At 72.1% G+C, this 20,498-nt stretch carries 12 protein-coding genes; 6 read left to right on the forward strand and 6 right to left on the reverse strand.

The genetic code is table 11. The features are described 5' to 3' along the window. Positions 1 to 7: 7 nt before the first annotated feature. The gene (locus ACH4SP_RS28695) at positions 8 to 1,372 is read left to right on the forward strand and encodes a glutamate-1-semialdehyde 2,1-aminomutase (protein ID WP_398418866.1); all 1,365 of its coding nucleotides are present in this window, start codon (positions 8 to 10) and stop codon (positions 1,370 to 1,372) included. A 2-nt stretch (positions 1,373 to 1,374) separates the two neighbouring features. Here the strand turns inward: ACH4SP_RS28695 and ACH4SP_RS28700 are convergent, their stop codons facing one another. From ACH4SP_RS28700 to ACH4SP_RS28710, 3 genes are all read right to left on the reverse strand, one after another. Further along, positions 1,375 to 2,037 carry a phosphatase PAP2 family protein gene (locus tag ACH4SP_RS28700; protein ID WP_398418868.1) on the reverse strand — a complete coding sequence of 221 codons (663 nt, stop codon included), beginning with the start codon at positions 2,035 to 2,037 and terminating at the stop codon, positions 1,375 to 1,377. Positions 2,038 to 2,279: 242 nt separating this feature from the next. Next, a complete protein-coding gene (locus ACH4SP_RS28705; protein ID WP_398418870.1) occupies positions 2,280 to 3,581 on the reverse strand; it encodes an ion channel protein in 1,302 nt (433 codons plus the stop codon). Between the two features lie 66 nt (positions 3,582 to 3,647). After that, positions 3,648 to 4,097: an ATP-binding protein gene (locus ACH4SP_RS28710; RefSeq protein ID WP_398418872.1), complete on the reverse strand. Its 450-nt coding sequence runs from the start codon at positions 4,095 to 4,097 to the stop codon at positions 3,648 to 3,650. Positions 4,098 to 4,415: 318 nt separating this feature from the next. Here ACH4SP_RS28710 and ACH4SP_RS28715 point away from each other — a divergent pair, with 318 nt between their 5' ends. Both ACH4SP_RS28715 and ACH4SP_RS28720 read left to right on the forward strand, forming a co-directional pair. Further along, on the forward strand, positions 4,416 to 4,652 hold the full coding sequence (locus tag ACH4SP_RS28715; protein WP_398418874.1) for a DUF397 domain-containing protein: 237 nt from the start codon (positions 4,416 to 4,418) through the stop codon (positions 4,650 to 4,652). Positions 4,653 to 4,740: 88 nt separating this feature from the next. Beyond that, a complete protein-coding gene (locus ACH4SP_RS28720) occupies positions 4,741 to 5,664 on the forward strand; it encodes a helix-turn-helix domain-containing protein (RefSeq protein WP_398418875.1) in 924 nt (307 codons plus the stop codon). A gap of 10 nt (positions 5,665 to 5,674) precedes the next feature. On the opposite strand, the gene ACH4SP_RS28725 is transcribed toward ACH4SP_RS28720, so the two are convergent. From ACH4SP_RS28725 to ACH4SP_RS28735, 3 genes are all read right to left on the reverse strand, one after another. Further along, positions 5,675 to 6,475 carry an SAM-dependent methyltransferase gene (locus ACH4SP_RS28725; protein WP_398418877.1) on the reverse strand — a complete coding sequence of 267 codons (801 nt, stop codon included), beginning with the start codon at positions 6,473 to 6,475 and terminating at the stop codon, positions 5,675 to 5,677. Between the two features lie 228 nt (positions 6,476 to 6,703). Beyond that, on the reverse strand, positions 6,704 to 7,159 hold the full coding sequence (locus ACH4SP_RS28730) for a sigma factor-like helix-turn-helix DNA-binding protein (RefSeq protein ID WP_398418879.1): 456 nt from the start codon (positions 7,157 to 7,159) through the stop codon (positions 6,704 to 6,706). After that, positions 7,156 to 8,280, reverse strand: coding sequence for a helix-turn-helix domain-containing protein (locus tag ACH4SP_RS28735; protein ID WP_398418881.1), 1,125 nt, complete (start codon positions 8,278 to 8,280; stop codon positions 7,156 to 7,158). The genes ACH4SP_RS28730 and ACH4SP_RS28735 overlap by 4 nt, the downstream gene beginning before the upstream one ends. A 1,026-nt stretch (positions 8,281 to 9,306) precedes the next feature. Between ACH4SP_RS28735 and ACH4SP_RS28740 the strand changes: the two genes are divergently transcribed. The 3 genes from ACH4SP_RS28740 (at position 9,307) to ACH4SP_RS28750 (ending at position 20,380) form a co-directional block, all read left to right on the forward strand. Beyond that, positions 9,307 to 17,544 carry a type I polyketide synthase gene (locus ACH4SP_RS28740; RefSeq protein ID WP_398418883.1) on the forward strand — a complete coding sequence of 2,746 codons (8,238 nt, stop codon included), beginning with the start codon at positions 9,307 to 9,309 and terminating at the stop codon, positions 17,542 to 17,544. Positions 17,545 to 18,093: 549 nt separating this feature from the next. Beyond that, positions 18,094 to 19,320 carry a hypothetical protein gene (locus ACH4SP_RS28745; protein WP_398418885.1) on the forward strand — a complete coding sequence of 409 codons (1,227 nt, stop codon included), beginning with the start codon at positions 18,094 to 18,096 and terminating at the stop codon, positions 19,318 to 19,320. 94 nt (positions 19,321 to 19,414) lie between these two features. Then, a complete protein-coding gene (locus tag ACH4SP_RS28750) occupies positions 19,415 to 20,380 on the forward strand; it encodes a diiron oxygenase (RefSeq protein WP_398419151.1) in 966 nt (321 codons plus the stop codon). Positions 20,381 to 20,498: the final 118 nt, after the last annotated feature.

The following is a 20,498-nucleotide window of genomic DNA, read 5'->3' on the forward strand; positions in this document are numbered from 1 at the left end:
AGTCGACGTGGACACCGAGGAGTTCCGGCTGCCCCGGTCGCGGCTGGCGAACGAGCGGCTGCACGCCCTGGTCCCCGGGGGCGCGCACACCTACGCCAAGGGCGACGACCAGTACCCCGAGGACCTGGCCCCGGTCATCAGCCACGGCCGCGGCGCCCACGTGTGGGACGTCGACGGCAACCGCTACGTCGAGTACGGGTCCGGCCTGCGGTCGGTCAGCCTCGGCCACGCCCACCCGCGCGTCCTTGAGGCGGTGCGGCGGGAGATCGACCGCGGCTCCAACTTCGCCCGTCCGTCCATCGTGGAGGTCGAGGCGGCGGAACGCTTCCTGGCCACGGTGCCGACCGCCGAGATGGTGAAGTTCGCGAAGAACGGCTCCGACGTCACCACCGCCGCGGTGCGCCTCGCCCGCGCGGTCACCGGGCGCCCGCGGGTGGCCGTCTGCGGGGACCATCCGTTCTTCTCCGTCGACGACTGGTTCATCGGTACGACGCCGATGTCCGCCGGCATCCCGGCGGCGACCACCGAACTCACCGTGGCGTTTCCCTACGGGGACCTGGCCGCCACGGAGGAGCTGCTCGTCCGGTACGAGGGCGAGGTCGCCTGCCTGATCCTCGAACCCGCCGGGCACACCGAACCTTCCCCAAGCTCTCAACTTCGTTCGAGCAGGGGAGACCCCACTCCCGGCTATCTCACCGGCCTGCGCGAGCTGGCCGACCGGCACGGCTGCGTGCTGGTCTTCGACGAGATGATCACCGGCCTCCGGTGGTCCGAGGCGGGTGCCCAGGGCCTGTACGGCGTCGTCCCCGACCTCTCCACGTTCGGCAAGGCGCTGGGCAACGGGTTCGCCGTCTCCGCCCTGGCCGGGCGCCGCGAGCTGATGGAGTGGGGCGGGCTGCGGCACTCCGGCGACCGGGTGTTCCTGCTGTCCACCACGCACGGCGGCGAAACGCACTCCCTGGCAGCCGCCATGGCCGTGCTCACCACCTACGTCGAGGAGGGCATCACCGCCCAACTGCACGCCCTGGGCGAGCGGTTGGCCGCCGGTGTCCGCGCCGCCGCGGCCGACACGGGCGTCGGCGACCACGTCGTCGTACGGGGCCGGGCCAGCAACCTGGTCTTCGCCACGCTCGACGAGTACGGGCAGCCGTCGCAGGAGTACCGCACCCTCTTCCTTCGCCAACTGCTCGCGGGCGGGGTGCTCGCCCCGTCGTTCGTGGTGAGCAGCGCGCTCGACGACGCCGACATCGACCGCACCGTCGACGTGGTGGCCCGGGCATGTGCGGTGTACCGCAAGGCGCTGGACGCGGGCGACCCCGGTCCCTGGCTGGCCGGGCGGCCGGTGAAGCCCGTGTTCCGCCGCCGGGTGTGAGGTCAGCGACGCTCTCTGCGACCGGCGTCGGCCACCCGGTCGACCGTCCATGCCGTCGCCGGTACCACCGCCAGCGCGGTGCACCAGCCACCGAGGACGTCGGTCGGATAGTGCGCGCTCAGCGCGGCCTGCGCCCATCCCATGGCGCCACCGGCGACCAGCGAGGCGGCAAGCACGAGCAACGTCCCGGCCGCCCTGCCCAGGCCGAGCCTGCCGACCGCGAGCAGCGCCACCACCAGGGCGAACGCGGTGAGGAAGGCGGTGTGCCCACTCGGGAACGACAGGTTGTCGGCGCCGTGGATGGTGCGTCCCACCAGGTACTTGAGCAGTGTCGCCACCCCCACGGCCACGGCCGCGCCGGCCACGACGAGCACCGCCGCACGAGGGCGCCTCAGCAGCAGGCACCCCACCACGGCGGCCGTCACCAGTACCGCCGCCCCCACGGGCTCCCCCAGGAAGTCCGTGGCCAGGGCAACGCCCCGCCACGGAGGTCCGACGCTGTCCGCCGTCGGATCGATGAACCACCTGTCCACCGCGCCGGACTCGCTGTCACCGGCATGCACGACCCCGACCCAGGCGACCACCAGCGCGGCGAGGCCCGCCACCAGTCCGAGCCACGCGCGCAGCGCCGGAGGCAGCACCGCGGGCGCCGGCCGGCCGCTCACCCGCCCACCGCGTCCGGTCGGCCTGCCGTCGCTCGCCGTGATCGGCGGACGGTGTTGACGGGTCCTGGCTTCTTGACGACGCACCTCCCCTCCCGTCGGGGCTGTTGACTCCGCTGTACGGGCTGCCCGGCTGTACCGAACGGGCCGGCACGTCAAGCGTGAACCGGGCCGGGCCCGCCGTCAACACTCCGTTTCCCGAGACGGCCGGCGGAGGCCGCGGGCGGTCGGTGGACCCTGCTCGACTAGCGCAACGGGGCGCCGTTCTCCGTGAGTTGCATCTGCGGCCGCCCTGTCACCACGAGCCAGGCGGGCAGGGACGCGATGCACATCAGGGCAAGGATCGCGGGCGACGACACGAGCACCGCGGCGGTGAACAGACTGATCCAGCCCTGCCGGGTGATCGCGAGCAGCATGCCGAGCACTCCCGCCGCGATACCGACCGAGGGGTCCACGCCCGGCACGAGGGCGTGCGCGCACAGTCCGAACGCGGTTCCGACGAACACGGCAGGGAAGATCCGCCCGCCCCGGAACCCGCAGGACGCGGCGATCAGCAGCGCCGCCAGTTTCACCACGGCCAGCACCGCGAACTGCCCGGCCGACCGGCCGTCCGGGTCCGCGGCCAGCTCGCCGACCTCGTGCAGGCCCTTGAACAGCGTCAGACGACCGCCCAGTGCGCCGAGCAGACCGAGGACGAGCCCGCCGAGCGGCAGCATCAGCATCGGATGCCTCAGCTTCCGGAAGACCCGGTGCACGTACGGAAAGAGGCGGACGGCGACCATGCCGAGCGCCGCGGCCGCGCAGGCGACCAGGACGGCCGCGAGCAGATCGGCCCAGCCCGGCCTGCCGAAGGCCGGCAGCCCCAGGCCGAAGGAGGGCGAGGCGACCAGCGTCGTCGTCAGCGCGCCCGCCGCGGCGGCGAGCAGCGGTCCGAAGAGGTTGTCCCAGAGCGAGCCCTTCACCGGCATGGGCCGTCCCGCCAGTGCTTCGGAGACCACGAGCGCGGCGGCGACGGGCGTGCCGAACAGGGCGCCGAGCGTGGCCGCGGTGGCCAGCGACACCCACATCCGCCCCGGGGCCTTCGGCACGGTCTTCGCGCCGAGCCAGAACGCGAGGGCGACATTGGCGGCGATGATCGGGCCCTCCGGGCCGAGGCTGGGCCCTCCGGCCAGCATCAGGGCGTTGGCGACCAGCAGTCCGGGCACCACCCGCAGCCGCAGCGGCTCCTCGTCGCCGAGGCCGAGCGTGGCCGGATCGGGGCCCGCGTGCCCGGGTGCCTTCCACACCACGAGCCCGACCAGCACCCCCGTGAGGGTCAGCATCAGGATCGTCCACGGTGCGGAGTACCCGCCGATGCCGAGTGCGTCGGGCAGATCCGCCCAGAGCACCTCCTGGAGCTGCTCGGCGACTTCACTGACCGCGAGGAACAGCAGACTGCATCCGACGCCCACCACGAGAGCGGGCGCGACCAGCGGCAGCAGCGTGCGGGCGGAGACGGCGGGCGGGGCCGGGGGTGCGGGCGGCGCGACATCGGCTGGAGTACTCACAGCGCCACCCTATTGGGTTATTTCGTCATTGAATGATGCGAAATGTGGGTTTCTGTAACCCCGTGCTCACGCGGTACCGCGACGGGGCCAGGTCGACAGAAGCGCCCAGACGGTCTTGCCCCTCCCGGGACAGGGCGTCCAGTCCCAGCTGTCCGCGAGATGGGACACGAGGAGGAGGCCGCGGCCGGATTCGCCGGGGTCGGCGGGGTCGGCGTCGTCGTGCGCGGGGCCGGGGCGAGGTGGGGCGGGGTCGGGGTCGGTGACCGTGATGAGCAGTTGACCGGGACGGTTCAGCAGACCGAGCCACGCCTGCTGGCCGGGGTGGTCGGTCAGCGCGTGCCGGAGGGCGTTGGCGGCGAGTTCCCCGGCGACGAGGAGGGCATCGTCGGTCACCGGGGCGAGCTGCCACGCCGCGAGTGTCTGCCGGACGTGGGTGCGGGTACGGGCGAGCGTGGTGGACGTCCGGGTGAGGCGCCGGGCGGTGAACTGCGGTGGGCCGACGCGCAGTCGGGTCATCCATTCGAGTGCCAGGCGGGTGCTCGCACGCTCTCTTTCGAGGGAATCCGCAAGAACGGCAAGGTGCCTCGCCCGAGCCGGTCCCGCCGGGGTCTGCGGCGTCGTTGCAGCTGAGGGCACTGGCTGCTTCCTGTCTGCGCTGGTGCACGGCACGGCCGGAATCCCTGGCCGACCACTAATGTCCCAACTGGGCGGCCCCGGCGTGCAATTGCACGCGAAATCCCTCCGATCCGTGGTCTCCGGGTACGTGTGTGCGAGCGCGGGGAGAGGGGCGGGAGACCGGTCCGTGGCAGACCAGTGCGTGAACAGGAGATGACGATGGGCGAGATCCGCAATGGTGTTCCGGCAGGCGTGCTGGGTCCGGTGGTGTGGGTGAAGAGCAGCCGCAGCAACGCGGTGGGCAACTGTGTGGAGGTGGCCCGGCTGGCCGACGGCAGCGGGGTGGCGGTGCGCAACTCGCGCGACCCGCTGGGGCCCGCTCTGGTCTACACGCGGGACGAGCTCGACGCGTTCCTCGCGGGGGTGAAGGACGGCGATTTCGACCACCTCCTGTGACAGCGGGACGAGTTGGGCCGCGAGGGCAGTGCGCGGGGGCAGGACCTGCCAGACTCGGACGGCCGTCCACCGCCGTCGAGGAGTGAACATGTCCGCCGACCCGTCCCGCGTGCTGCACTTGCAGCAGTACCTGAGCCAGCCGGCCGAACCCGCCCTGATCAAACGGCTGGTGGGCACGTCCCTGAAGGACCTGCGGGAAGAGACGGGAGAGACCCAGGGGCAGGCCGCCGCGGCACTCGGCCTCAGCACCTCGACCGTCTGCCGGATCGAGAAGGGGCTGGGCAGAAGGCCCGTCAAACCGGCCCACGTGGCCCGGCTGCTCCAGCACTACCGGGCCGACCCGGCCGAGGCGCAGATGCTGATGACACTGCTGGACCGGGCGGAGAGCGCGGCGAACAGCTGGTGGCAGCGGTTCGGCGCGGCAGTCCTGCCGGGCTGGCTGAACCGGTTCATCGGTCTGCAGGAGACGGCGGCACTCATCCGTACCTACGAGGTGCAGCTGGTGCCCGGACTCCTGCAGACCGAGGCCTACGCACGGGCGGTGGTCCGCGCCGGGCTGCCCATGGCGCAGCGTGCCGAGGTGGACGAGCGGGTGTCGCTGCGCCTGGGCCGGCAGGCCATGCTGTGGCGCGAGGGTGCGCCCCGGCTGTGGGCGGTCATGGACGAGGCGGTGCTGCACAACGCGCCGGGCGGGCCCGAAGTGCTGCGGGAGCAGCTGGACTATCTGCTGGACGTGTCCGAGCGGTCGGAGGCGGGGTGCACGGTGACCGTGCAGATCGCGCCGTTCGGGTCGGCGGCAGCCGTGTCCCCGGGCATGCCGTTCACCTATCTGCGCTTTCCCGAGCAGAGCGTGGCCGACGTGGTCTATCTGGAGCAGGTGAGCGGCGCGGAGTTCGTGGAGGACCCCGAGGAGACGCTGCGCTACCGGGTCCTGCTCGACCACCTGGCTGCCTGCGCGCTGTCGCCCGAGGACACGCGCAGGCGGATCCGGCAGGTGCGCGACGCTCTCTGAGAGCGGCGGGTCAGGGCAGGCGGGCGACGCCGCCGAACTCACTCCACTCGAAGCTCTCCTGACGGGGCAGCAGGTCGTTGTCACGGCGCCACTGGGACACTTCGACGAGTCCGGGCGGGACGATTTCCAGGCCGTGCAGGTAGCCCTCGACGTCGGCCTCCTCACGGACCCGTCCCCAGTGGTCGCCGGTGCTCTCCCGCATGAACTCCGTGACGGAGTCGCGGATGTCCGGGCGGGGGCTCACCAGTTGGCACACCACGAGGAAGCTGCCCGGGGCCAGACGGGCCTTGACGCGCTCCAGGACCTGGGCCGGCCCGTTCTCCTCGTGGTCGGGGATGCAGTGCATGACCGAGACGAACAGTGCGGCGGTCGGCTCGTCGGGGCGGATCAGCCGCTGGGTCTCGGGGTGGTCGAAGATGGCGTCGGTGTCGCGCATGTCGGCCTGGATGACCGTGGTGGACAGGTCCTCCTGCAGGAGCGCCCGTCCGTGGGCGAGCACGATCGGATCGTCGTCGATGTACACGACGCGTGCGTCCTCGTGGACGGCCTGGGCGACCTGGTGGACGTTGTCGCGGGTGGGCAGCCCCGAGCCGTGGTCGACGAACTGCCGGATCCCGTAGTCCTGCGCCAGGGTGCGCACCACACGTCGCAGGAACTCCCGGTTGTTCAGGGCCAGGGCCTTCATGCTCGGCACCGTCTTCAGGAGTTCCTCGCACGCCTGCTGATCGGCGGGATAACTGTCCTTGCCGTCCAGGAGGTAGTCGTACATGCGCGCGACACTCGGTACGTTCACATCGATCGACGACGTCATTACGGCTCCCCCGCACCTGGACCACATTCCCTGAACTCCCCATCGTAGGGACAGATTCGGGCCCGCTGCCAGACCATCCCCGAAGCCACCGGGGCTCACGGGAGTAATTCAGCCGGACGGGTACGCGCCGGGCGGGTGCCGGTGTCAGCCGCCGGCCCGCGGACACACCCGAACGGGGTGTCGCGGCCCCGGGGAACTGCGGTGAACGGCCGTGCCCCCGAACGGGGTTCAGTCCTGGACACGGGCGCGGCGCCTGGCGGTGCCCAGATGGGTCGCCACGGTCCCCTCGTCGACCCCCATGGCGGCCGCGGCCTGCGCCGGTGTGAGCGAGAGGCGCTGGCAGAGCAGGACGACGTCCCGCTGCCGGCCGGCGGCCCCGCCCCGTGGCCCGCCCCCCGGGACGGAGCCGCCGGCCAGAGCGGTCAGCAGCGACCAGGCGAACGCGGCCGGTTCCTCGCTGCGCAGCGCTTGCGGCCACAGCTGCACCAGGCTGCCGAGCATGCTCTCCATGAGGTGCCGGGCCTGCACCTCGTCGTGGCCGTGCAGCCGCAGGTAGTCGAGGTAGACGTCCGTGTGCTGCGCGCAGAACGCGGTGAAGGTCAGCGGCAGACGGATGGTCAGGACGTCGAGCCGGTCGCGCCCGGCAGGCAGGACCGCATGCGGCGCGGCCCCCGGGGCCCTCACCCTTCACCGCCTTCGTCCTCGCCCTCGTCGCCCTCGTCGCCCTCGTCGCCCTCGTCCGCTTCCCCTTGATCCGCGCCGAGGCTCTGCGAGCAGGTCCCGGGAAGCGGCGCCATGCCCGTCCACACCAGGTACGCGTAGTGGGTCTCCTCCCAGAGCCCCCTCAGGTCCGCGGGCACCACGCCCAGGGCACTCACGTAGGCGCCGACCGTCTCCCACGCGGGTACTAACTCCCCTCTCAGCAGCCCCTCCAGGGCCTCCGGGGTCAGCACCGCGGGGCGGATCCGGCACAACTGCTCCAGCGGCGGGAAGCCCGCGGCGAGGTAGCAGCCCTGCAGGGTGGCGCGCAGCCGGTCGGCCTGCGCGGGGAAGGGCAGCGCGACCGGCGGCGCCGAGCCGGTGGCGTGCTCCCACATCACCCGCAGCTGGTCGGCGTCTCCCGCGCACGTGTCGGCCAGCCGGGCGGTGTCCCGCCACGACGCCGTGCGCTCGCCGGCCAGGATCCGCGAAACGTAGGAGGGCGACAGCCGGACGCGGGAGGCCAGGTCGCGGATGGTGAGGCCGCTGCGGCTCTGCAGGACCGACAGGGCGGCCGCGAGCCGCCGCTGCGCACAGCGCGGCGCCGCCGCCTCGGGAGTGCGAGCCCCGGCCTTGTCCAGTCCGTGCCGGTCCGGTCCGTGGCGGTCCCGCTCCTCGGCACGCCGCTGCAGCTTGCGCTCGCTCCGGCCGCCCGCCCAGCGGCTGCGCGCCGTGGGCACGCTCACCTGCGCGTCCTGAGCGATCTCCTTCCATCCCGCCCCGCCGCCCACGGCGTCCAGGACCGCGGCCGCCGTGTACGCGTCGATCTCCGACTCCAGTCGGCGCGCCAGGCCGAGCAGCCGCCGCAGGCTCTCGCCCCCGTACTCGGCGGAGAGCAGTTCCGCCGCCAGCACCTGCAGGTCCTCGGCCACCGGTCGGCCCACAGGTGCGGGGCGCGGCCCTGGAGGAAGCCGCCCCTCGCGCTCCCGCTGCGCCTGACGCCTGCACCAGTCGTCGCAGTACTCGGGCCAGCGGCCTTCCTGCCGCACCCGCCGGACGGGGGTGCCGCAGTGCCCGCACCTGCGCTCCTGGTGTGCGTGTTCCATTCCTTGTCCCCTTCTCCGCGTTCTCCACGTTTCTCCACCGAGTGACAGAACTGTTGTCGGGGCGTCCCTGGCAGAACGCCCCGGCGACAGGGGCCGGTTCAGGCGCTGCGGGCCCGCATGCGCGGCAACCGCGCGCCGCGGGGCGGCGCTGCCGCAGACAGCGGCCACGTCGGCACCGCGGGCGACGGGCCGGTGGGGAGGAGGGCGATCAGCGGGCGGACGGCGAGCGCGCCGAATGCCGCGCCGTCCGCGGTGACAGTCCAGACATCAATCCCTTTCTTACCGGGACCTGAAAGTCCCTGAGTGCTAACGTCCTGGACGGCGGGGGTCGGTTGAATTGCCCTCGCGAGGAAATGACTGGCCATTGGAGCATTCCCTTTCTTGTGGCCGGTGAGAGGTCGGGGCCCCGACAGCTACTCCCATAGATTTCGGGGCCTCCGATCCACCCCGGGTCCGTACGGCGGGACCTCCGGGGCGTCCTACGACGCTAGCGCTCCCCACCCCGCCGGTGTGCCGAATCCCGCCTCTCTGAAAGAAATTCATCGCCGCGGGCAACGAAACAGCCAGCTCAATCGGAATCAGCCCCTCACGCAATTGCACGCCCCGGCCACGGCGACTCGCTCATTGATCAGAACCGGTCACATTCATCTCGGTGAACCGCATGCCCGATGAATCCCGGGCAGGCGTAAGTCCAGGTCTCCGGCTCGTGGTAGACCCGAGACCGCACTTGACACAAGGTCCGCCGGGACGCCCGCCGGCGATGAACGTCGGCGTCAGGGGCGCGGATTCCCCGTACGTGTACCGGACCCGCATCGCCCGCACGTCGTCCGTGGCGCTGAAAGGGCAGGGCCACGGGGAATTCTCCGCCCGGGAAAGAAATGCGGCAGGCCACGCATTCGATTTCCCGGAGATCCGCTCCTTCGCGTGCATGAACCGCCGTACTGACGCCGGCCGCCCGGCGGACGGTCGCCGCACGCCCCCGTAGGCTCAACACCCCTGCCCCGCAAAGGAAGTGGAAGGCGGAACATGACGCGTGACGAGCTGATCCGGCCGCTGCCCGAACTGCTGAAGGAGCACGCCGCGTCGGCGCCCCGACGCGTCGCCTACTCCGACTCCCGGCGCGGCGTCACCTACGACGAGCTGGAGCGGCGCACCCGCGCGCTGGCCGGGTACCTCACCCGGACCGGGCTCCGCCGCGGTGACCGCGTCGCGATCTGCCTCGGCAACTGCGTGGAGGCGGTGGAGAGTTGCCTCGCCGTCCTGCGGGCCGGGCTGGTCGGCGTCCCGCTCGACCCGCGGTCGTCCGACACCGAGCTGGCCCACTTCCTTCAGGACAGCGGCGCCGTCTTCGCCATCGTGGACACCACGCGCCTCGCCCGACTTCGCCGTCCGGGCGCGCCGTACGACAGCTTGGGCGTCCTGGTCACCGGGACGGGTCCGCTCCCGGACGGCGTCCCGCGGTTCCGGAGCGCGGCCGAGAGCGACGGCGACGCCGAGATCGACCTGCTGGGTCTCGACGATCCCGCCTGGATGCTCTACACCTCCGGGACCACGCACCGGCCCAAGGGCGTGCTGTCCACGCAGCGGGCCGCGCTGTGGTCCACGGCCGCCTGTTACGCGCCGGTCCTCGGTCTCTCGTCCGACGACCGGCTGCTCTGGCCGCTTCCGCTGTTCCACAGCTTCAGTCATTCGCTGGCGATCCTGGGCGTGACGGCCGTGGGCGCGAGCGCCCGGATCGCCGACGAGCTGCTGCCGCCGGGCGGCCTGCGGCAGGAGCTGCACACGGCGTACGAGGCGCTCGGCGGGCCCTTCACCGTGCTGGCCGGAGTGCCTGCCACGTACCACCGGCTGGTCGAATCGACCGGTGCGGCCCCGCAGGCGCTGCGGATGTGCGTCGTGGCCGGCGCACCGAGCGGTGCCGCACTGCGGGCGGCCGTGGAGGGGGCCATGGGGGCGCCGTTGCTCGACGTGTACGGCTCCACCGAGACCTGCGGCGTCGTCACGGCGAACCGTCCCGAGGGGCCCAGGGTCGACGATTCCTGCGGGCCGCCCGTCCCGGGCATGGACGTGCGCATCGTCGACCCCAGGAGCGGCGAGAGCGCCCCGGACGGGGACGAGGGCGAGGTCTGGGTGCGCGGGCCGAGCCTGATGACGGGGTACCACGAGCAGCCGGGGGCCACGGCCGCCGCGCTGCGGGACGGCTGGTACCGCACCGGCGACCTCGGCCGCCGCGTCGAACACGGCCATCTCCTGCTCACCGGGCGGGTCAGCGAACTGATCATCCGCGGCGGCGAGAACATCCACCCGACGGAGATCGAGCAGGTGCTGCTGCGGTGTCCCGGCGTGGCGGAGGCCGTGGTCGTGGGTGCGCCGCACGACGTGCTCGGCGAGGTGCCGGTCGCCTTCGTCGTACCGGGTCCGGACGGGATCGACGCACGGCAGGTGCTCGCCGAGTGCCGTACCCGGCTGGCCGACTACAAGGTGCCGGCCGGGATCCACGAGATCGCCGCCGTCCCGCGCACCGCGTCCGGCAAGATCGCCCGCCACAAGCTGGTCGTCCCTGCCCCTGCGGCCCCTGCTCCTGCTCCTGCCGCATCGGCCCCGGCCGCGGCCGCCCCGGTCACGGCTGGCACCGCGCTGCGCGCGCGGCTCGACGCTCTCCCGCGCGACGAGCAGGAACGCGCGCTGCGCGGGGCGGTGCTCACCGAGACGGCCGGGGTCTGCCGGTCCGCGCCGGGCGAACTGCCCGACGCGGACGCCCCCTTCGCCGCTCTCGGCATGACGTCCGTGGGCGCGGTCGAGCTGGTGAACCGGCTCGGTGCGCTGACCGGACTGAGCCTGCCGCCGACACTGGTCTTCGACCACCCGACGCCGGCCGACGTGGCCGGGCACCTGCACGTCACGCTCTTCGGGGGCGAGCCCGCGGAGCGCCCGCAGCCGCACGGCGGGCAGGGCCTGCTCCACGAGGACGATCCCGTCGTGATCGTCGCGATGGGGTGCCGGTATCCCGGTGACGTCGAATCGCCCGACGACCTGTGGGAGTTGGTGTCGCAGGGCAGGGACGCCGTCTCGGAGTTCCCGGCCGACCGGGGCTGGGACCTGGACGCCCTGTACGACCCCGATCCCGACCGGATCGGCACCTCGTACACCCGGCACGGTGGATTCCTGCACCGGGCCGCGGAGTTCGACGCCGGTCTGTTCGGGATCGCACCGCGCGAGGCGCTCGCGATGGATCCGCAGCAGCGGCTGCTCCTGGAGACGTCCTGGGAGGTCTGGGAGCGCGCCGGGATCGACCCTGCGGCGCTGCGCGAGAGCGACACGGGGGTGTTCGTCGGTGTGATGTACGCCGACTACGCCGCCCGCTTCACGCGCCCCCACGAGCTGGAGGCGCACCTGGGCCTGGGCTCGACGGGCAGCGTGGCCTCCGGACGGATCTCGTACGTCTACGGTCTGCGCGGTCCCGCGATCACGGTCGACACCGCGTGCTCCTCCTCGTTGGTGGCACTGCACTGGGCGGCGCAGGCGCTGCGCTCGGGCGAGTGCTCGATGGCGCTGGCCGGCGGGGTCACGGTGATGACGACGCCGAATCCGTTCCTGGCCTTCAGCCGCCAGCGCGGGCTCTCGCCGGACGGGCGCTGCAAGTCGTTCTCGGCGGCGGCCGACGGTACGGCCTGGGCCGAGGGCGTGGGGCTCGTGCTGCTGGAGCGGCTGTCCGACGCGCGGCGGGCCGGTCATCCGGTACTGGCCGTGCTCCGCGGCTCCGCCGTCAACTCCGACGGTGCGTCCAACGGGCTCACCGCGCCCCACGGCCCCGCACAGCAGCGGCTGATCACACGGGCGCTGGCGGACGCGGGGCTGCGCGCCGGTGACGTGGACGTGGTGGAGGCACACGGCACGGGCACCCGGCTCGGCGATCCCATCGAGGCGCAGGCCATTCTGGCCACGTACGGACAAGGCCGTGACCGGCCGCTGTGGCTCGGGTCGGTCAAGTCCAACCTCGGGCACACGCAGGCGGCCGCCGGAGTCGCAGGTGTGATCAAGATGGTGCAGGCGATGCGCCACGGCGAGCTGCCCAGGACCCTGCACGCCGACTCGCCGACACCGCACGCGGACTGGCGCTCGGGCCGGGTCGAACTGCTCACCTCTGCCCGGCCCTGGCCCGCCTCGGACCGGCCGCGGCGTGCCGGGGTCTCGGCCTTCGGGATCGGCGGGACGAATGCGCACGTGATCCTGGAGGAGGCGCCGGGCGACGAGGCGTCGGTCCGTGAGGGGGGCGCTGCGCCGTTGCCTGCTGCGTCGTCCGCGCCGTTGCCTGCCCCGTGTGCGTCGCCCGCGCCGTTGCCCGCCCCGTGGCTGCTCTCCGCCGCCGATGAATCCGCCCTGCACGCCCAGGCGCGGCGGCTGGCTTCCCAAGTGGCGGACCAGCCGGACCTGTTGGCCGTCGACGTGGCCCACTCGCTGGCCGTGTCGCGCTCCGCCCTCGTCCACCGGGCGATGGTGCCGGCCGGTGACCGGACGCGGCTGCTGGACGCGCTGAGCGCACTCGCGGAGGGGCGGCAGGCACCGGGCGTCGTACAGGGCCTGGCGGACCCGGCGGTCCGTACGGCCTTCCTGTTCACCGGACAAGGGGCGCAGCGCCCCCGGATGGGCGCCGAACTCCGCGCCGTCTTCCCCGTGTTCGCCGAGGCCTTCGACGAGGCCTGTCAGCACCTGGACTGTCTTCTCCCCGAGCCGCTGAGCGCGGTGCTGTCGGCAGAGCCCGACTCGCCCCGGGCGGCCCTCGTGGACCGTACGGACTTCACGCAGGCCGGGCTCTTCGCCTTCGAGGTGGCGCTGTTCCGGCTGCTTGAGTCGTGGGGCGTGCGGGCCGACCGCCTGGTGGGCCATTCCGTCGGCGAACTGGTGGCGGCGCACGTCGCGGGCGTACTCGATCTGCCCGACGCCGCGACGCTCGTCGCCGCCCGTGGCCGTCTGATGCAGGCGCTGCCCGACGGCGGCGCCATGGTGGCGCTCGACGCGGCCGAGGAGGACGTCCTCCCGGTGGCAGCCGAGTTCGCGGGGCAGGTGGCCGTCGCGTCGGTCAACGGGCCCCGTTCGGTGGTGATCTCGGGTGCGCGGAGCGCGGTGCTCGCGGTCGCGGCCGGTTTCGAGGTGCGCGGCCGCAGGGCCGTACGGCTGCGGGTGAGTCACGCCTTCCACTCGCCCCTGGTGGATCCGATGCTCGACGAATTCCTGGATGTGGCACGGAAGTTGACCTTCCGACCGCCGCGCATACCGATCGTCTCCACGGTGACGGGACGGCCCGCCGATGCCGCGGAGCTGTGCTCGCCCGAGTACTGGGCGCGGCATGCGCGGCTGCCCGTGCGCTTCGCCGACGCCGTGCGCAGGCTCGCGGACGACGGCGTCTCGGCCTACCTGGAGCTCGGCCCCGGACCTGCCCTCACCGCGGCGGCCACCGACTGCCTGGCCGACGCGTTCCACGGCGGCGCCGTTCTCGCCGTGGCCACCCGGGGCACCGAGTACGAGCCAAAGACGCTCCTGTCGGCGGTGTCGCGGCTGCACGTGGCCGGGGCGGATGTCGACTGGGCGACGGTGTACGCGGGCTCCGGAGCGCGCCGCGTGGACCTGCCGACGTACGCCTTCCAGCGCCGGCGGTACTGGCTGGACGTGCCCCGGCCGACTGCCGTCGACGCTCCGGAGCTGCTGGGCCCCGCCTTCCCGGTGCCGGGCACGGACCGGACGGTACTGACCGGACTTCTGTCCCTCGTGACCCACCCGTGGCTCGCCGACCATCGCGTCGCCGGGAGGGTGATCGTGCCGGCCACGGTCTTCGTGGAGATGGCCGTGCGGGCGGGCGACGAGGCGGGCTGTGCGGTGGTCGACGACCTCGTGATGCTGTCGCCGCTCGCCCTGTCCGGTTCCGCGGGGGTACGTGTCCAGGTCGTGGTGGACGCGGTGGACGACTCGGGGCGCCGCGCGGTCCACATCTACTCGCGGCCCGATGACTCCGCCGACGACGCACCGTGGATCCTGAACGTCTCCGGGCACCTCAGCAGGGGGCGTACGGCACAACGGAGCACGGGGCATGCGGCGCGGCACGAACCGACCCGGTGGCCTCCGCCGGGCGCCGAGGCAGTGGATCTCACCGGCGCGTACGCCGCGGTCGCCGATGCTGGGCTCGCCTACGGGCCTGCCTTCCAGGGGGTCTCCGCGGTCTGGCTCCACGGCGACGACGTCTTCGCGGAGGTCCGGCTGCCTGCGGCACACCTCGCGGGGGCGGGCCGCTTCGGGCTCCACCCGGCGCTGTTCGACGCCGCGGTGCACGCGTCACTGTTCGCCGCACCCGTCGACACGGCCGCTGACACGCCCGCCGGGACGAACGCCGTCCGGGTGCCGTTCGCATGGAGCGGAGTGAGCCTCCACGCCTCGGGAGCCACGGAACTGCGGGTCCGGGTGGTACGGACCGGCACGGACACGGTCTCACTGACTCTCGCCGACCCGACCGGCCGGCCCGTGGCCCACGTGGACTCCCTGACCACGAGGGAACTCCCGGCAGGGCAGGACGACTTGACGGGCGGATCAGACGCGCCGGACGCGATCGCGGCAGGGTCCCTGCTGCGCCCCGAATGGGCCGCTCTCGAACTCTCCGGCGTCGCCGATGACCGCGTCTGGGAGGTACGGGGTCCGGACGACTTGGGCCTCGCCGGGATCCTGCCCACCGCAGGACACCCCGAGTTGATCGCCATCACCGCCGTCTCCACCGCCGCCGCCTCCACCGCCGTCACCGCCGTCACCGCCATCGCCTCCACCGCCTCCACCGCCGCGGCCGCCGCCGCGACCGACCCCGATCCGCTGGCGGCCGTGCACGAGTCGACCGGCCGCGTGCTCAGGACGTTGCAGGACTGGCAGGGCGATCCGGGCGCGGCGGGCTCACGGCTGGTGGTGGTGACGCGCGATGCCACTGCCTCCGTACCGGACCTGGCGGGTGCGGCGGTCTGGGGACTGGTGCGTACGGCCCAGGCGGAGCTGCCCGGCCGCGTCGTCCTGGTGGACGTGGACGGGCGCCCCGAGTCACTGCGGCTGCTGTCCGCGGCCGTCGCCACCGGTGAGCCACAGCTTCGGGTACGGGACGGACAGGTGACGGTTCCCCGACTGGCCGCGGTCGGCGAGGGCGAAGGCACGGCGGCCGCCTTCGCGGCGGAGGGCACGGTGCTGATCACCGGAGGCACCGGCGCACTGGGGGCGGAGGTGGCGCGTCATCTCGTCGCGGAACACGGCGTACGGCATCTGCTGCTGACCGGACGCCGTGGTCCGGAGGCACCCGGAGCCGGTCAACTCCGCGCTGATCTGGAGGAGTTGGGTGCCCGGGTCGGCATCGTCGCCTGTGACGTGGCCGATCGCGCCGCGCTGGCCGGGGTCGTCGAGCACTGCGATCCGCCGCTGGCCGCAGTCGTGCACGCCGCCGGGGTCCTCGACGACGGCGTGCTGGACTCGCTGACCCCCGGTCGGATGGCGGCCGTGCTGGGGCCGAAGGCCGACGCCGCCTGGTATCTGCACGAACTGACCCGGGACATGGGCCTTTCGGCGTTCGTCGTGTTCTCGTCCGTCTCCGGCCTGTTGGGCCGGGCGGGCCAGGGCAACTACGCGGCGGCGAACGCGTTCCTCGACGCCCTCGCCCGCCGCCGTACCGCCGAAGGGCTGCCGGCGGTCTCGCTGGCGTGGGGCCCGTGGGAGCGCTCCGGCGGCATGGCGGCGGGGCAGGTTCCCGACCGGTCCCGACGACGGCCACGGCCGCGTGAGGTGCTCGTACCGCTGTCCACTCGGCGGGGCCTCGCCCTGTTCGACGCCGCGCTGCGCTCGACGGAGCCGGTACTGGCGCCGATGCTGCTCGACCGAGCAGCGCTCCAGGCCGGTGCGGGGCAACTCCCGCCGCTGTTGCGCGGATTCGTCCGCCGGAACCGGCCGACGGCTGCCACGAATGCCTCCGGCTCCGGCTCCGGCTCCGAGCGGATGCTTGCGCCGGGAGACTGGCGGAGGCGCCTGGGCCACCTGCCCGCGGGCGAGCGGGAGGCGACGCTCCGGGAACTGGTGCGGGCCGACGTGGCCGCGGTGCTCGGACACCCGCACGCCGACGCGCTGCCGGCCGGCAAGTCCCTCGTCGAGCTGGGCTTCGACTCCCTGACCGCCGTGCAGATTCGCAACCGGCTGAGTACGGCGCTTGAGGTCCGGCTGCCGGCGGCGGTGGTGTTCGAGCACCGCACCGCCGAGGACCTGGCGCGCCACCTGCTCGCCTTGCTGGACGGCGAAGCGAACGCCGGGGCCGCCGGGACCACCGCGTCCGCCCCTGAGACCCCTGAGACCCCTGAGGTCCCCGGGGCCGAGCGGCCCGCGTACACCCTCTCCTCCCTCTTCCGGACGGTCAGCGCCGCCGGACAACCGGTGGCGGCGATGCACCTGCTCGTCACCGCGTCCTGGGCCCTGCCCACCTTCACGGCCGCCCAGGGCCGCGAGCACGCCCTGCCGCCGAGCCGCCGGGCCCACGGACGCCCCGGCCCCGGAGGGCCGACCGTCGTCTACTTCCCGGCCTACCATCCGTCGCCCGCGCCGGGCGGCGGAGACTTTCCCCGCTTCCACGGCGCCCTCCGGGACGACCCGGACCTCAGGGACGTACTGGAGTTCCCGCACCCCGGCATCGGCACCGGTGCCGCGGTGCCGGAGGACCGCGCCGCGCTGGCGCGCACACAGGCCGAGAACGTACTGCGGCACGTCGGGGACGGGCCCTTCGTGATCGTGGGCCGGTCGGCGGGCGGCAATGTGGCACACCTGGTGGCCCACCAACTGGAAGGCATGGGCCGGGCACCAACAGGCCTGGTGCTGCTGGACACTTACCACATCACCCCGGACAACAGCGGCAAGGACTGGCTGCTGTCCCTGGCCGCCCCAGCGCCACGCGGGACCGGCCTGCCCGCCCTCACCGGCGACGACGACAGCACGCTGGCCGCGGTGGGCGCGTACAACCGGATCTTCCTCGGCTGGGACCCCGAGCCGGTCGCCACGCCCACGCTCCTGGTCCGCGCGTCGCTCCCCACGCCGGCCATGGCGGCTGCAGCGGCCGACGACGACTGGCGGACGTCCTGGCCGTCGGCGCACGACGCCGTGGAGGTCCCCGGCGACCACCTGACGATGATGCAGGAACACGCGGAAACCACCGTGTCGGCAATCCGCACGTGGATCGAGGCGCGCACGGCGAAGGCAACCTCCTGAGCGGTGCCGTACGAACTCCTAAGGGGCACCGGTGAGTTCGGCAGGCCTCAGGTGGAGGAAGTCGCCGCTGCGGACGGGCGGGCCGGTGGCACCGCAGGAAGGGCCGGCCCGCTGCGGGCGGAGCGGCCCGGCCGCTGCGCCGGCCGACACCTGTGGAAGCGGTTGAAGTTGCGTCAGTGCCCCGGGCCGGTCTGCCCGACGGTGCGCCCGTGAGGTCCCCGGGCTCGCACCCGCGCGCGACGCCGGTGTCACCGTCGGTCGGGTGCACGCCGTACTGACGGCGGCGGCGCTCCCGCCGGCCTGCTGCGACCCGGCCGACAGCCACGTGTCGGCGAGGCCACTGCAACGAGTTCTGCAACCGATGCTGCAACCCGTACAAGCACGATGAGTTCTCCATCGAGTTGAGCGTGCGGACAACAGACGGCCGGACGACTTCCCTGGCCCACTCCGCCAACAACAACAGCAACAAACACGGCAGATCTGCGTCGATCAAGTTCGTGAACACCAACGAAATCGTGAACACCAACATCGAAAGAGGAGCAGAAGAGAATGCACATTCTCACCGGCGTGAACATGATGTCCAAGGAACTCGTCCTGGTCCACGCCGAAGAGGACAAACTGGTAACGGTGCCGCTCGAAAGTCTCGACGGTTGGCAACCGGCCAGTCTCCAGCACTCGTGGATCGCCTCCGACGAGGTGACCGTGTACATCGCCACAGACGCCATCCCGCCCTTCAACGGGTCCATCGTCGTGCTGCACCTGAACGGCATCGACTGGGACACCGGCGAAACGGACGTGGAGATCCGGCAGATCGTTCCGCTGGACGTCGCCGGTACGCCGTCCGACATGCCGAACCTCAAGCAGACCTCGCCGAAGCAGCCGATCATGCCGTGGACGCGGCCCCTCTACACACAGACGCACGGCCCGACCTTCCTGCCGCGCTCGAAGTTCACCTACATCACGCACTACACGGACGATCGCGTACGTGGGTTCAAGATCAAGCCCGACGGCACCCTGGAGCAGCGTGTTCTATACACGGACCGGAAGCTGACGCGGCAGACCCACGGGGTGAACTTCAACGCGAAGGGCACCGTCGGACTGGGCGTCGGGTACGACTACGACATCGGCGAGGTGCGCGTCTACCGACCCGACCGCCACACCGGCGAGGTCGAGGCGACACACGCGATCGCCCTGGGGACGGATTCCGAGTACGGCGCCTTCGCGCACTACGCGAGCTGGATCGACAACCGCTTCGCCTACGTCGGGGCCATGCAGGTCGGGTCCACGTCGAGGACGCCCCAGGGTGCCACGGTCGTCGGTCCGAGTGTCTGGCTGGTCGACACCGATCTGGACACCGCCGAGCTCGTCATCGGTCCCACCCGCACACCGGGCGGCGCGGGAATGTACAGGTCGCCCTCGGACCTGGCGATCGCGAAGAACAAGTTGTACGTGGCGGAAGAGGACTCGTGGGGTCCGCAGTTCGAGAGCCCCTTCAACTACGGGCGGGACGGCTACATCTCGATCTGGGACATCCAGGACCCCGCCAAGCCCACTTTCCTCAAGCGGATGCGGCCCGGCCGCGAACTGCCCGCCGATTTCCGCAACGCGCACACGGCCACGGCCATGTTCGACGAGGACTCCGTGTTCATCTCCAGCTTCGTCAGCGATCACCTCGTCCGGATCGACACCAATACGGACAAGGTGGCCAAGATCTACGACTGTGACGACGGATTGATGATGTTCCACGGGGAGTTCGCCGCCGGGCGGAACCGCTGACCGGGCGCAGCCGAATGACCAAGGGCAGCCCTCTGCGGAAGCCCGGAGAAGTGAACCGCGGCCGCGTTGCCGCATGGGAGTAGAACTCGTGATCATGGATGACGGCCCGGACACCAGGGCCGAGACCGATGACCTGTCCCACACCAAGCTCATGCTTGAGCGGCTCGCCACCAGTTGGCCCCGGCGAGCCTATGTGAAGAAGCAGGAGCTGGAACCGTTCTTCGAAGCGGACAAGGAGGACTTCCTTGAGAGCCTCCTGCCGTTCCGGAACATGCCGCAGTACCAGTCGTGCCCGCCCGAGCTGAAGTCCCGTGTCCTGAGCTGCGGTTGGCTGATGTACAACGCCAAAACCGTGCAGATCGAGACGGAGATCGTCAATCCGACCTGCCTCGACATCCTCACCGGGACGATGCCCGGCCTGCGTTCCGACGACTCGCAGAAGGCGGTCTGCGAGACGATGGTCGACGAGGTGTACCACGTACACCTGGTGGAGCAGGCGAGCCGGCTGACGCGCAGTCGTCGTGGGCTGGGAGACCTGGTGATCCCGGAGTTCAACCTGGTCCGCCACATGCGCAGGCGCCAGCAGGAGTCCAGCGAGCCCTGGCAGGGGCGGATGATCCAGTTCGCCACGGCGGTGGTGTCGGAGATCTTCATCAGTGACTACCTGCATCTGCTCAGCGAAACCGACGGCATCCAGTCCTTCAACCGCATGACGGTGGCGGCGCACCGGCACGACGAAATGGTGCACAGCCCGCTGTTCATGTCTCTGGCGCAGCTCTTCTCCCACGAGTTGACGGAACAGCAGCGCGCCTATTTCGCCGACGTCCTGTCCGAACCCGTGGTCTGGTTCGCGGACCGGGAGCTGGATGTCTGGCTGTCCATGCTGCGGCAGATCGGCTTCCCGCAGGCCGACGAAATGATTCGGGAATGCAAGGGCTCGGGCGCTGCCGACCTGACGTCGCTGAACTATTCGGAGATCGTGTCGCTGGCGGAGGAGATCGGTCTCCTGGACTCCGCCGCCGCACGCGACAGCTTCTCCCGGCAGGGTCTGATCGCCTGACCGAGAAGGTCCGGTGCGCGGCAGCAGCAGCGCACCGGACCGATTCGCCGCATTCACGCGGCCGGAACACGGACGACGGCCCATGGCCACCCGCACGCAATATCAGACAGAACGCAGG

This window comes from Streptomyces sp. NPDC021093 (assembly GCF_044333135.1).
GTDB lineage: Bacteria > Actinomycetota > Actinomycetes > Streptomycetales > Streptomycetaceae > Streptomyces.

Coding starts and splice junctions, on each gene's coding strand:
- ACH4SP_RS28710 (WP_398418872.1), bottom strand. CDS start 4,097: ATGACCCGACTGCGCGTCGGCCCACCGCAGTTCACCGCCCGGCGCCTC.
- ACH4SP_RS28715 (WP_398418874.1), top strand. CDS start 4,416: ATGGGCGAGATCCGCAATGGTGTTCCGGCAGGCGTGCTGGGTCCGGTG.
- ACH4SP_RS28720 (WP_398418875.1), top strand. CDS start 4,741: ATGTCCGCCGACCCGTCCCGCGTGCTGCACTTGCAGCAGTACCTGAGC.
- ACH4SP_RS28725 (WP_398418877.1), bottom strand. CDS start 6,475: ATGACGTCGTCGATCGATGTGAACGTACCGAGTGTCGCGCGCATGTAC.
- ACH4SP_RS28735 (WP_398418881.1), bottom strand. CDS start 8,280: ATGGAACACGCACACCAGGAGCGCAGGTGCGGGCACTGCGGCACCCCC.
- ACH4SP_RS28740 (WP_398418883.1), top strand. CDS start 9,307: ATGACGCGTGACGAGCTGATCCGGCCGCTGCCCGAACTGCTGAAGGAG.
- ACH4SP_RS28745 (WP_398418885.1), top strand. CDS start 18,094: ATGCACATTCTCACCGGCGTGAACATGATGTCCAAGGAACTCGTCCTG.
- ACH4SP_RS28750 (WP_398419151.1), top strand. CDS start 19,415: ATGGATGACGGCCCGGACACCAGGGCCGAGACCGATGACCTGTCCCAC.